The sequence below is a fragment of the Sodalis endosymbiont of Henestaris halophilus genome (assembly GCF_900161835.1).
Classification (GTDB): domain Bacteria; phylum Pseudomonadota; class Gammaproteobacteria; order Enterobacterales; family Enterobacteriaceae.
The window spans coordinates 317,566-331,839 of the sequence record NZ_LT897836.1; the positions used below are offsets into that span (position 1 = coordinate 317,566).

A 14,274-nucleotide genomic window follows, 5' to 3' on the forward strand; every position below is an offset into this window, starting at 1 on the left:
CCATATGTATTTTAAAGGCTACTCATGAGTGTTTTAAATTTACTGAATAAATTGAACGATAAGCAACGAGAAGCAGTAGTGGCTCCACGCGGTAATGTATTAGTACTAGCCGGCGCCGGCAGCGGCAAAACCAGAGTGCTAGCTCACCGCATTTCCTGGCTGTTGTCAGTTAAACATTGCTCGCCACATTCGGTCATGGCTATGACCTTCACAAATAAAGCGGCTGTGGAAATGCGCTACCGTATCGAACATCTACTAGGAGGCAGCCAGAACTGCATGTGGGTCGGCACCTTTCATGGACTAGCCCACCGCCTGCTTCGTATTCATTCTCAGGATGCAAATCTACCAAAAAATTTTCAGATCCTTGACGGCGAAGATCAGCTACGTTTATTAAAACGTCTCATCTGCACAATGAATCTCGATGAGAAACGATGGTCGCCGCGACAGGCGATGTGGTACATTAGCAATAAAAAAGACGATGGATTGCGTCCCCAGCATGTGGAAAGTTACGGCAACTCAGTCGAAGTTACCTGGCAACGTATTTATCAATCCTATCAAGAGGCATGCGACCGTGCTGGGTTAGTAGATTTTGCTGAGCTACTACTGCGAGCTCATGAAATGTGGTTACATAAGCCGCATATTCTGCACCATTATCGTGAGCGTTTTTCTAATATTTTAGTTGACGAATTTCAGGATACCAACCAAATACAATATGCATGGATACGTATGCTCGTAGGAAATGACGGTAATGTGATGATTGTTGGCGATGATGATCAATCAATTTACGGCTGGCGAGGAGCACAAGTAAAAAACATCCAGCGTTTCTTGGATGATTTTCCTAGCACGCAGACTATACGTCTAGAACAAAATTATCGTTCTACAAGCAATATTTTGCAGGCTGCAAATGCTCTTATAGCTCACAACGATGGACGCCTAGGAAAAAATTTGTGGACAGCAGGCGTCAATGGCGAACCAATCACTCTATACTGCGCCTTTAACGAACTAGACGAAGCGCGCTTTGTAGCCAATCGAATCAAGGTCAGTCAGGAACAGGGCGGAGCACTCAAGGACTGCGCTATTCTTTACCGTAGCAACGCTCAGTCCCGAGTTCTGGAAGAAGCGCTACTACAAACTGGTTTGCCCTACCGTATTTATGGAGGTATCCGTTTTTTTGAACACCAAGAAATTAAGGATGCGCTCGCATACTTACGTCTTATCGCTAACCGCAATGACGACGCGGCCTATGAGCGTGTAGTCAATACGCCGGTGCGCGGCCTCGGAAATCGCTCTCTCGACGTGGTGCGACAAACCGCGAGTGAACGGCAATTGACGCTATGGCAGGCCAGCCGCGCACTGCTCACTGAACATATTCTGGCTAGCCGGGCCGCTGTAGCAATGCAACGATTTTTAGAATGTATCGATGCTCTAGCAGAAGAAACAGCAGAACTACCTCTGCATATGCAAACCGATCTGGTGATCAAAAAATCTGGTTTGTGGAGAATGTACGAGCAGGAACAAGGCAAAAAAAGCCAAGCACGTATCGAAAACCTAGCAGAACTTGTCACCGCTACCTATCAGTTTAACTACAACGATAAAAATCAGGATATGTTACCACTGCAGGCATTCCTTGCTCATGCTGCCTTGGAAGCCGGTGAAGGGCAAGCCAATACATATCAAGATGCGGTGCAATTAATGACGCTGCATGCTTCCAAAGGGCTGGAATTTCCCCAGGTGTTTATCGTTGGTATGGAAGAAGGCATGTTTCCTTGCAAAATGTCGCTAAACGAAAAAGAACAGCTGGAGGAGGAACGCCGTTTAGCCTATGTTGGCGTTACCCGCGCCATGAAAAATCTAACAATCACTTATGCAGAGCACCGTCGACTGTATGGCAAAGAAGCTTATCATCGGCCATCTCGCTTTGTTGGCGAACTGCCGCCGTCTTGTGTCAAAGAAGTTCGTCTGCGCGCTAGTGTAACCTGTTCAGTCAGTCAACAACACATGGGCCATCTTCTAAACGGAAACAACAGTGGCTTTAGCCTTGGACAGCGAGTGCGTCATCCAAAATTCGGCGAGGGAACGGTGATAAATTTGGAAGGTAGTGGCCAGCATTTCCGGCTACAAATCGCGTTTCAAGATCAAGGAATTAAATGGCTAATGGCAACTTACGCTCGACTGGAAACGGTTTAACTGCTTTTAAGTTATTATATATGGATAATAATATCCCAACAGTTTTTTCACGTATTGACAGACTTTTTCTTCTCGGCGTAACATGCGCGCACTCTTATTAGGAATAGGATTACGCCTTAGACACCACCAGTAGATACTAACTATATAATTATGTTGATAATAGATATACATCACAAAGCTGCCTCCAGCGCTGGTTGACTTAGTGGTGACCAGCGGGCCGTGTTTAGTGTCGCGGGGAGTTGTACCTTTGATGATCGGAATCTTGGCGGTGGATTTTGATTATGTATTTTTTGATCTAATGCGTTTCCCGTTTGTTACCCTGAAGGAAACTAGGGCATATGCTTAACGCATTTCAACTGAAAAACCATCGTCTGTCGCGCCTTGACGTCGATGAGTTGGGAACTCTGCCTGAAGCGGTATGGGTTGATCTGATCGAGCCCAACAATGATGAGCGCGAACGGGTACATCACGAACTGGGCCAAAGTTTAGCAACGCGTTTAGAACTCGAAGACATCGAAGCATCTGCTCGTTTCTTCGAGGATGAAAATGGGCTGCATATTCACTCTTTCTTCTTTTATGCAGATACTGAAGATCATGCTGGTAACGCTACCGTAGCATTTACAATCCGTGATGACCGACTTTATACCTTGCGCGAGAGAGAACTACCGGCATTTCGTTTGTACCGAATGCGCACTCGTAGCCAGAGGCTGATTGATGGCAATGCTTATGAACTCTTACTAGATTTATTCGAAACCAAGATCGAGCAGTTGGCAGACGCAATAGAGAATATCTACAGTGATCTGGAAGCTTTAAGCTTGGTAATAATGGACGGCCACCAGGGGGATGAGTATGACAGTGCGCTCTCCACCCTCTCCGAGCTGGAGGACGTTGGTTGGAAGGTAAGGCTATGTCTAATGGATACCCAGAGAGCGTTAAATTTTCTAGTGCGTAAAACTCGGTTGCCGTCAGGTCAACTTGAGCAGGCTAGGGAGATCCTGCGCGATATAGAGTCTCTGTTACCCCATAATGAATCGCTCTTTCAGAAGGTAAACTTCCTGATGCAGGCAGCAATGGGGTTTATTAACATAGAACAAAACCGCATCATTAAAATATTTTCGGTAGTGTCGGTGATGTTTCTACCACCTACTCTAGTTGCTTCAAGCTATGGCATGAACTTCGAGTTCATGCCAGAACTAGCATGGTCTTTTGGCTATCCAGGTGCCATTATGTTGATGGTTCTGGCTGGATTAGCTCCTTATTTATATTTTAAGCGTAATAACTGGCTATAGATTTTTGACCGGCAGAGTAATAACAAAAGCTAAAAACAATGCAATGAAAGAAAAAGTATAATGATTAAGTAGAAACTGAGCATGGTATTGCGGAACGCAAAGCAAGTAAATGCGCGTCACAGACAATAAATGCAAGTATGAGCACTCAGAAGATTTCGATCAACATCTTGCACATCTATTTGTGCGTTGATGTCTATTTTTTGCAATACACAATACAGAATAAAAGTAAAATAATTACTCGAAAAAGATAAACTGCTGTGAACCAAACCTCCGCAATTTCTTAAAAAGAATAGCTGAAACGTACTTTTAGTCTAGTGATTGATATTCCTAGATGAATAGAATATTTTGGTTATCTAAATAGCACAGAGATTATAAACTTAAAGATTAGTAATAGTAAAATACTAAAATACCGATGCCGCAAAGTACAGCGTAAAAGAGTCTACATGGAAGACAATATATTTATTAATTTGCAATAGACGGGGAGCTAACTTACTAATAAAGTAAGCCACTAAGTCACAAAAGCATGCTGTGAAAGAGTGTATTTAAGTTATCAACTAATTTACTAAATAAATGGTAGTGACTAAATAATACGACTAATTTTATGCAGTTCTGCGCGCGCCACAAATTTTTGTTGCTTAGCACTAGTTACAGGGGATGTTTTTACATATCAATCGCCTCCCACGTGCATCAAACAGTCACCTGGCTTTTTGCTTTGCTACTCCTTGCTTGACAATAGCAACGTGCTGATAATATAAATTATCCTGGCAATAAGAACCTATTACCAATTTGGGTCAATAAACATTTCTAAATATACGTTGCAAAACATTGCCACTAGATTTTATAGCACAAAATGTCAGGTGTGTCTCGTGCTTTTTATGTTTTGTTGGCTTCTAGCCTAATTCAAGATTAAACACAATATGAGAGACAATAAAAACATCTGTTCAAAGAGTGAACGTAACCATTGGTTCAGTAATAAGTGAGTATGAAAAATTGGTAAATCAAAGGTTAGGCAAACGATCAATACACGGATTAAAATAAAACTATATTTAATCACTAAATTTTAGTTTTAACTTATTATGTTCATATAATATTATGAAATGTTATATGATAGAAGCAACAACAGTAATTGTAATAAAATAATTTTATTATGTGCTAAGTAATTTATTTTAATACTCTAAAGGATGGTCTGCATATAGTTTGTGATAGTGTTAGACTTCATTCTTAACAAATTGTATTGGAGGTAATTTCTAAAACTGTTGCTAACGAAAGTGGTGGTACACGCTAACCAAAATACATGAGACGTTGTAAGCGCTGAGGTTGCCGCTGGCCACGCAAACTAGGTTAGTAGATTCTCTCATGGATAAATTCCAGATACGATACAAAGTCGCTACTAAGTAAACTAGCCAGATCTTGGCTGCCGCAACGGTTTACAAGTAAACGTGAGATCACGCGTAGTTAATTACCGTCTTGATCTGCGTTATTAAGCAATTTACCCCGTAACTAAAACTGATCGTCTATAACGACAAAATAAGTGTGCAAAGTAATTTTTGCTAGTAAAGAAATTGTTAATGCAAGCATTATAAGCTATATATCATGGATAATAGCTAAATTATCGGAATGTTGTTAAGATATAGGCTTAACTTGGTATTTAAATTATGGTTAAATCGCAATTATAAATGCGCATTATAAAATTATATCGAAACAAACACTTTTATTCCTAGGTAATCATATTAATAATTAATAAATCATGCAGTATAACTAATTATCATCGCATATTTTACTACATATCACTCGAAGTTTTTCACCATATTATTCATATTATTAGATCTGACCTCAATGGCACATGATATTTATCGACTAATTAGTTAATGAAACCACAAAACCCGTAACTCATAAAAGCGTTTAGGATGAATTTTAGATGTGCAACAAAATGCGACATGTAAACTTGACGCAAAATATGCACAAAATATATAACACTCATTACCTTATGTCAGGGTCGTAATTGCTTTTAATTAACATTCAGTATGATAAAAAATAAACATAAAGACAACTACTCATTATATATACAAGCTTAAAATATAAAATAGCTGTAATTATAAGTACAACGCTACCACAAAACTCGTCCGTAGTTCTGATGATTATTTAGAAAAATCTAAACTAAACACACTTTACACCTAGGTCTGTAAGCTTAATTTTTGTTCAGAATGCCAAAGTGCTTAATAAGCCGCCCAATCATAATCACAGAAGTCAACCTATTTTGTTATCTTTGAAAAATTATGTGCTGTCTATGTTGTTATCAAATGTTGTGAAAGAGCTTTAAGTACCAGCAAATTATATAATGTTAAGATATTACAGCTAAGCATAAACCAAAAGGTATTTGTGCTAGTACATCAAACTTTGATAAAGAAGAGGGCAAGTTTCTAAAGATAAAATTAGTGTTAAAGACAAGTAACTTGTCTTCTTTCTGAAGAAGAATCTTACAGATGCTAGATTGCAGGATTCTTAAAGCAAAATACTAAAATAACATCAGATTACCGTGATATAATGTAGGTTTTAAAATAAACGACTCCTAGCTACTACTTTATGGAGCCAATATTTGCTAATTACTACAAGCTGCTAGTAACAATATGCTTTACTAAGATCGATAGTTCTTAATAGTTATATAATAACAAAAAAAATCAAAATAACAGTAAATATATCAGGTACTTGTTTTGTATATAATATAAAGCAAATAAATAACAACACCTTCTACTTTATTTATATTCATGATGTTTGTTTACATAAATAAATTAAATTTTTCTCATTATTTTTTTGACGTAATGATAGTAACTAAGCTAACCATAGTAATATTCATATTTAATATTTACTCTTTAATCATCTAGGCGTACAAATACTGTTCTGGAGGTAAAGAGGATGAACTCTACTTTATATAAGTAGCTAGAAATAGTCCGCTATTCAGCAGCACTATTTCTTGTTATTTAGAGTTCATGTACTAGTTCTATACACTTAATTACGTATCTACCTAAAATTAAGACTTTAATTATATTAGATAAATGTTCTAAATTTATTTGTCATTCTTTTTATTACCGCTAAATTCAAAGCGAAACGCTTTGAATTATAAAAAGTTCACAGAAAATGCTTAACAGCATTAACTACGGTCAATTTTAGAAAGGAATATCATCATCAAAGTTTATCGATGGCTCGTTGTTAAGTGTCGATGCTGGATTCTGAGCAGGGTCGTTGCAACTGGGGGTTAGCGCGTTATTACCCTGCGACGTTTGTGGTTGTTTCAAGCTGACTTGCTGCTGTACACCACCAGTGTTAACTCCCGTCCCGCTACTGCTATGGCGACCACCAAGCATTTGCATGGTACCGCCCATATTAACTACTATCTCGGTAGTGTAACGAACCTGTCCGCTTTGGTCTTGCCACTTACGGGTCTGCAGTGATCCTTCGATATACACTTGGGAACCCTTATGCAAATATTCACCGGCCACCTCGGCTAGTTTGCCAAACAGCACTACGCGGTGCCATTCCGTTTTTTCTTTACTTTCGCCCGTTTGCTTATCACGCCAGTTTTCAGAAGTGGCAAGGGTGATGTTAGCTATCGCACCACCATTAGGCATATAACGGACCTCTGGATCCTGACCCAGGTTTCCTACTAGAATTACTTTATTAATTCCTCTGCTAGCCATTAGGTTATCCTGATTAAGATAAATGCTTAAGTTTAATCGGTTAATCTTACCATAACAACTCTTAAAAAACATGTTTAGAAATTTAGATTGCGTATAGAAAATTATTTCTATGAATAATGATTGAATATTTATTTAGTTTATTATGTCTCATGGTTAGCTACCACGCATAACCGTTTTTTATGACTAGTGCTTATCATAGCCAACTTAATTCATACAATCTTAGGATTAAGTTGAATGAATAAGATTAAAGTTTATGGTGCCCGTACTCATAATCTAAAATATCAGTTTAATTATACCCAGAGATAAATTAATAGTGATTACTAACGTATCTAGTTCCATTAAATCATATCTTTTTTTTCGATACCCTATATGCTAAAAAGCAGCGTTGGTATATTAAGTAACTTTATGCTTATGACAGGTAATTTTTATCTTTGATGAAAAAGCTGGACGTAGACCACATTGAAGGGTTGTCGCCAACGATTTTACTTGAACAAAAACCTAAGTCACACAATCCGCTCTAGACGATAGGAACAATAACTGAACTCTATGATTATGTGCGTTTTTTGTTTGTCCTCGGTGGCGAACCTTACTGCCCGGATCACAATTTGCCACTAACGTCGTAAACTGTTAGCCAAATTGTAAATAATGTGCTACCGTACCCAGGAGGAAAATGGTTGATACTACTTGCCCTATTATAAAAGACCGTAAGGGAAAGCATAGTCAAATACTAAAAATCTAGCGATGCAGTTGGTGTGTCCGTGCGCGTATCGACGATAGCATCTGCGATTTGGCTAATTGACCAACACTAAACTGCACAAAAACATAAGATCAAAGTAGTGAGCGATCATTTAAAATGCGCGCGGATCTTGCACAACGGCTGGTTGAATCCTTTAAAACTCAACTTCGTCTCTCGGTGGCAGTACAGCTGTGGTAGCCGATACGGGAGCCTAAAAAGTAGAAAAACTACTATTTTCTGCTAACCGCGCTTGCCCTGCCTGCTATGGGATAGGTATCTAACAGTATTTTGTTCTAGATCGAGTATTGAAAAATCAGTACATCTCCCTAACCAATGGTGCTATTACCGATTAGGATCGACACAACTTTCATTATTTCTAGATGCTGTGCTCGGTAGCCTAACACTATAAATTCGACATCGAGGCGCCATTTCATGATATTAAACCGATTGTTTAGCAAAAAAATTCTATTCGGATCTAGAACGGTCAATATTGTGTTTAAGTTTCTTAATAATCGCGACCATATCTCCTTGTAGAGACATCCGTTTGAAAAAGTAATGCTGCACATGAAGCGCTACTATAAGAAAACAGATTCCAGCGCGATACGGAAAAAACTGATAAAATATATGAGAACCTACTCCTGCACTACCTGTAGCGGTACCAGACTATAGCGCAAAAGTAAGGCATGTCTTTGTGAAACGCACTGCTATACTAAAATTTCTGACATAAACATCAAACGTGCATTCGCGTTCTTCGAAAATATGAAACTCAGCGGTCAGCACGTTGAGATCCCTGAAAATACTAAAATAAATCCAAAACCGAATGAAATTCTTAGTCAACGTAGGTTTGAAAATAAATCTCCATATTTCGTTCTACAAAAACATTGTCTGGCGGCAAAACAAAGCGTATCCGTCGTCTAGCCAGGCAGGTTGGTGACGGCTCGGTAGGATTGATGTATGTGCTAAATAGAATTATCCATCCGGGTTGCATCAACGTGATAAAAAGCCATTGCTGGAAATTCTAGTACACATCTGTGTTATCTTAACAGTAATGTTATAGTGGTAGAGCATGACAATGCTTCTATTCGAGCAGCTCATGATATTATAGACATCGACCTGGAGCCGGAATACACAGCAGTAAGGTTTTTGGCCCCAGGCACCCGCCGCGAGGAGATTTATGGGTTCACTCGGCGTCAATAACCGGCCAGCTATTCAGCGGAAAGCAGGAAATTGCCATCCTGAAGGGGCGCATTCCGGTAGACCATGCCTGAAGTATTGAAGCTGATCAACACGCGCAGCAATAATCTCAAAGATGTAAAACTGACTCTACCTGTAAGAGCCATTTATTTGTATAACCGATGTTTCCGGCCCGGGTAAATCTACGCTTATCAAGCGATACTCTACTCCTAGCCGCAAAGTGTCAGCTTAACAATGATGTCTTAACCGAAGTGGCACCCTATCAAAACGTACAGAGGTTAGAATATTTTAATAAGGCTATTACTATCCGATCAGAGTCCTATCGACAAGACACTCCCTATCCAATCCTGCCACCTACACTGGCGTGTTTAAGCAAGTGCGCGAGTTATTGCTTGCGTACCGAAATCTCGCGCCCGTTGTTATACACTTAGCTGTTTTAACTTCAATATGCGCAGTAGGGCACTGAGAATTTTGTCAGGTCAACGGTGTTATGAAAGTAGAAATGCATTTTTCCAAATGTTTATGTCCCATTCTTGCGATCACTGCAAGAGAAAGCGCTATAATCGCAACCCACTAAAATCAAATATAAAAATATTCATTAGGTGCTGGAGATGACTATTGAAGAAGTGCGCACATTTTCGAAACTATCCCTCTTCTAGCACGCAAACTTTTCAATGCTAATAGATGTCGGTCTGTCTTATCTAAGACTAGATCAATACGCCACTACTCTTCCTGGCGGCTAGACCTAGCTGGTTAAAGTTGGCTCGGAAATTGTCTAAGTGTAGCTCTTGCCAAACGCTTTATATACTAAATGCATGAAACAACCGGATGCATTTCGCCGAAATTAAAGTAATTGCTAGCGATATTACATCAGCTGATAGATCGTGGCAATATTATCGTGATTATTGAACACAATTTAAATATAATCAAAATACCGATTGAATCGTCGATCTTAACCCTGAAGGCGGTCCTGACGGCGGGGAAATCCTAGTTCGCCGACACACCAAAACCGGTGTCAACTTGCAAAGTCTTTTATACAGCTCACTTCCTGTTATGTACCCATATTGAGACATAAGTTGAACATTTTTAGGGGTCTTAATACAAGTGCGCTCTTGTCGAGTGCACTTGTATTTTTTTGTTTATGCCCTGCTGTTCATTGCAAAAGATGAGTCATGATCAGAAATATCGTCTTCATGACACAAAATGTTGAGCTATATTAAAGCCACTAACCAGATACCACCAACATTGCAGGTTGTGATGCCGCAATGCACAGGCATAGTACAGCAGTCTGTGCGGCTTAGCAAAAGTACCGATTGACTGTCTACGATACATAGTTAATGGAAAATAGTATATTTTCTCTTTTGCCCACTTTTATAATACATATTCAGTAATGCATGCTCACCCAATATTACTGTCATACAGTAAATAAAGATAACAAACCTAAATTGACCACACGCATTTACCTATAATTAACAAGCAGTTGCAGTAAAATGCATAACATAAAATAATTGATATGTGTCGGTATGTCATCTATTCCTTAATAACCATGTTTAGTATGGGTGCAAGTAACGTTAACCAATATAAGAATAGTTGCCAAGATCGTTTTTGACGTGGTAATTGTAATTTTATTGATCGTTAAGAAAAAAGTAGTCTACTACTGCTAAAGATTAGTGGCATAAATTAGACAAATCTTTCATCGGTGACTAAAAGCAAGATGTACAGTCAAACTTTCTGTATTGTGATTTATTAATCATACCTATCTGCTTATTTGTTATCCCTCTTTATATGTATGGATAATACAAAGCAGAAGAACACTGGACGTGCCTTACTTTACTGCCGCAAAAGCTTTGGCTACCTTACCGACATTAGTAGTATTTAGACCAGCTATACAGATCCTGCCATTATCAATTAAGTATACACCATATACTTCTCGTAAATGTGTAATTTGCTCCGAACTGAGGCCCGTATAGCTAAACATGCCCCGCTGACATAAAAAATGATCGAATTTATATTCGGGTAACGCAACCTTCAGTGCCTCAACTAGGCTCCTGCGCATTGCCAGAATACGCAGGCGCATCTCTGCTACTTCTTCACGCCACAAGGCATTCAATACCGGTTTATTCAATACCTGTGCCACCACTTGAGCGCCAAAGTTTGGGGGACTAGAGTAATTGCGGCGTACTATAGCCTTTAACTGGCCCAGCACACGCTCGGCTTCAATTGTGCTCCCGCAGACAATTGATAGATCACCAACTCGTTCGCTATAAAGAGAAAAAATTTTTGAAAAAGAATGGCTAACTAGTAAAGGTAATCCCAGTTGAGCTATTTTTCGTACCTGATAAGCATCTTCATCCAAACCATCACCAAACCCCTGATAGGCAATATCTAAGAAAGGAATAAGCTGACGTTCCGTCATTACATAAATGATCTTACTCCATTCTGATCGAGTCAGATCTGAGCCGGTTGGGTTATGGCAACATGGATGCAGTAGCACGATACTACTCCGTGGCAATTTCTGTAAGCAGGCCAACATCGCATCAAAATTAACACCTAGTTTATTATCATTTAAATAAGGATAGCGATTAACTATAAATCCGGCACCAGAAAAAATGGCCACGTGGTTTTCCCATGTCGGGTCGCTGACCCAGACCTGAGAATCTGGAAAGTAACACTTAAGGAAATCGGCACCAACTTTTAATGCTCCTGACCCGCCCAAGGTTTGAATAGTAACGATACGTAACGCATGAAGCATCGGATGATCTTCCCCAAACAGCAGTGTCTGGGTAGCGCTACGGTAGCTCGATAACCCTGCCATCGGCAGATAAGAAGATGATCTTAGAACCGGTTTAGCGAACATTATGGACTGCGCCTCAGCTACAGCACGCAGCTGAGGAATAATTGCCTGTTCATTGTAATAAAGTCCTATGCTTAAATTGACCTTATCAGGACGAGGGTCCTGTTTATATGTTTCCATTAGCGTAAGTATGGGATCTCCTGCATAAACATCAACATGTTGAAACACAGTACAACTCTCCTAGATCAGTTGGTGCACTGTTTGCACTCCTGGTTACAATACCAAATAAAGAAAATTTATTAGCCATTACTATTAATAAAATAGAGTTACAATTAAGAACGTGATAAATAATGAGATGTTTATCATTCGTTGTCATAGTACAACGGGCCAGCATAATTATCGAATCGTGACCATGACCCGTTAAAAGTTAATCTTACGGTACCAATAGGACCGTTACGCTGCTTGCCAAGAATAATTTCAGCTATTCCCTTCATCTCACTATTTTCATGATAAACCTCATCGCGATATATAAACATAATCAAGTCGGCATCCTGCTCGATTGAGCCGGATTCTCGCAGATCAGAATTTACGGGACGCTTGTCAGACCGTTGTTCCAGGCCTCTATTCAACTGCGATAATGCCACTACAGGCACCTGGAGCTCTTTAGCTAACGACTTTAGCGACCGAGAAATTTCCGCGATTTCTAAAGTACGATTATCGTACAGCGCCGGGACTCGCATTAATTGAAGATAGTCGATCATAATTAAGCTCAATCCATCATGTTCGCGAAATACCCGACGCGCCCGCGATCGTATATCTGTCGGAGTTAATCCTGACGAGTCATCGATATACATGTTACGTTTTTCTAGCAAAATCCCCATACTACTGGAAATACGTGCCCAATCCTCATCGGCTAGTTGGCCAGTACGAATTCGGGTTTGATCGACGCGAGACAGCGACGCAAGCATACGCATCATGATTTGCTCTCCTGGCATCTCAAGGCTAAAAATTAACACTGGTTTGTCTTCGGTCATCGCGGCATTTTCGCAGAGGTTCATGGCAAAAGTGGTTTTCCCCATAGACGGACGAGCCGCGATAATAATCAAATCTGATTTTTGCAATCCAGCTGTTTTTTTATCCAGATCTAGATATCCGCTAGAAACCCCGGTAATACCATTGTGCGGTTTCTGGTAGAACTGTTCGATGCGAGCTACCGTGTCTTCTAAAATACGATCAATGCTCTTCGGGCCTTCATCTTTACTGGCACGGTTCTCAGCTATCTGGAATACCCGTGACTCCGCAAGATCCAAGAGATCATCGCTGCTACGTCCCTGAGGATCGTAACCGGCATCGGCAATTTCATGGGCGACAGCAATCATTTCACGCACTATGGCCCGTTCGCGCACAATCTCAGCATAAGCTGAGATATTAGCAGCACTAGGAGTATTTTTTGATAGCTCTGCTAAATAAGCGAAACCACCAACAATATTTAGTCCCTTTTTTTGTTCTAAAGATTCTGAAAGAGTGATCAAATCAATAGGCTTACCCAACTCTAATAAACTCTGCATTTCGATAAAAATTAGACGGTGCTGACGATGAAAGAAATCATTGCTAGTCAACCGTTCAGCGACATTGTCCCAGCGTGCATTATCCAACATTAACCCGCCCAGCACCGATTGCTCCGCTTCTAGCGAATGGGGGGGAATCTTCAGCTTTTCAACTTGTCGATCGCGGGAAAAATTTGTTTTGTTAGTCATTTTTTTTGATGTAAAAAAGTATTTTCCCTATACAATATTTGGGATAAATGTGTATTTTATCTTCTCTCTGTTCGATATCCTATGCGCTGTGTTAAACATATAACAAAACTTGCGATTCTAAAAATATCTCAATTAGAGGTAACATAATGGGCTAAGATTATATCTTATGCTGCTAATGGCGAACTGAAAATAATAAAATTGGATCTTACACTAGGAGGATTTCAATACCCTACGTGTGTATAAGTAAGCAAAAATCTATCCAAATTAAGCGAATTCACACGTATGGCTCTTCTATCTTATGAACAAGTAGAACATACCCACTCTTTTTAGGGATCTTATGTAAGAGTGCATGATATTTTGGCGAAAAAGTACATTTCACTTGGGTGATCCTCGAGTAAGAAAATAGTTTAATTTGTTACTAAACGCGGATCTGAACAAGAACGATATCAATGGAGGAATCAACACTCTTAATATATAGAGTGGACATATTAGCTCTGAGAAGCCCTTTATAAGGTACATGAGAAGTATGCCGTGCCCCCTCCTCTTATACAATCTACTAAAAGTACTGACATGTCATAATCATTAGTCTTCAATGCGCATTAGCCATTATTTTAAAGATTAC

At 39.6% G+C, this 14,274-nt stretch carries 5 protein-coding genes and 1 pseudogene; 3 read left to right on the plus strand and 3 right to left on the minus strand.

Going from position 1 to position 14,274, the window contains the following annotated elements; all coding sequences use genetic code 11:
• The first annotated feature begins 24 nt into the window (after nt 1-24).
• Nucleotides 25-2,187 (plus strand): DNA helicase II, encoded by a 2,163-nt coding sequence (uvrD, locus tag HBA_RS00700; RefSeq protein WP_097032146.1) that lies wholly within the window; start codon nt 25-27, stop codon nt 2,185-2,187.
• Between the two features lie 338 nt (nt 2,188-2,525).
• Nucleotides 2,526-3,476, plus strand: a complete 951-nt coding sequence (gene corA / locus HBA_RS00705) for a magnesium/cobalt transporter CorA (RefSeq protein ID WP_097032147.1) — start codon at nt 2,526-2,528, stop codon at nt 3,474-3,476.
• A gap of 3,164 nt (nt 3,477-6,640) precedes the next feature.
• On the opposite strand, the gene HBA_RS00710 is transcribed toward corA, so the two are convergent.
• Nucleotides 6,641-7,171, minus strand: coding sequence for a single-stranded DNA-binding protein (locus HBA_RS00710; protein WP_097032148.1), 531 nt, complete (start codon nt 7,169-7,171; stop codon nt 6,641-6,643).
• A 234-nt stretch (nt 7,172-7,405) separates the two neighbouring features.
• Between HBA_RS00710 and uvrA the strand changes: the two are divergent.
• Nucleotides 7,406-10,176 (plus strand): annotated as a pseudogene (gene uvrA, locus HBA_RS00715) (excinuclease ABC subunit UvrA).
• 750 nt (nt 10,177-10,926) lie between these two features.
• Here the strand turns inward: uvrA and HBA_RS00720 are convergent.
• Together HBA_RS00720 and dnaB are read right to left on the minus strand one after the other, a co-directional pair.
• Nucleotides 10,927-12,123, minus strand: a complete 1,197-nt coding sequence (locus HBA_RS00720; RefSeq protein ID WP_097032149.1) for an amino acid aminotransferase — start codon at nt 12,121-12,123, stop codon at nt 10,927-10,929.
• Nucleotides 12,124-12,257: 134 nt separating this feature from the next.
• Nucleotides 12,258-13,652 carry a replicative DNA helicase gene (gene dnaB, locus HBA_RS00725; RefSeq protein ID WP_097032150.1) on the minus strand — a complete coding sequence of 465 codons (1,395 nt, stop codon included), beginning with the start codon at nt 13,650-13,652 and terminating at the stop codon, nt 12,258-12,260.
• Nucleotides 13,653-14,274: the final 622 nt, after the last annotated feature.

Bases quoted from the DNA above. Each gene is read 5' to 3' on its own strand.
- dnaB (WP_097032150.1), bottom strand. From the start codon at position 13,652: ATGACTAACAAAACAAATTTTTCCCGCGATCGACAAGTTGAAAAGCTG.
- uvrD (WP_097032146.1), top strand. From the start codon at position 25: ATGAGTGTTTTAAATTTACTGAATAAATTGAACGATAAGCAACGAGAA.
- corA (WP_097032147.1), top strand. From the start codon at position 2,526: ATGCTTAACGCATTTCAACTGAAAAACCATCGTCTGTCGCGCCTTGAC.
- HBA_RS00710 (WP_097032148.1), bottom strand. From the start codon at position 7,171: ATGGCTAGCAGAGGAATTAATAAAGTAATTCTAGTAGGAAACCTGGGT.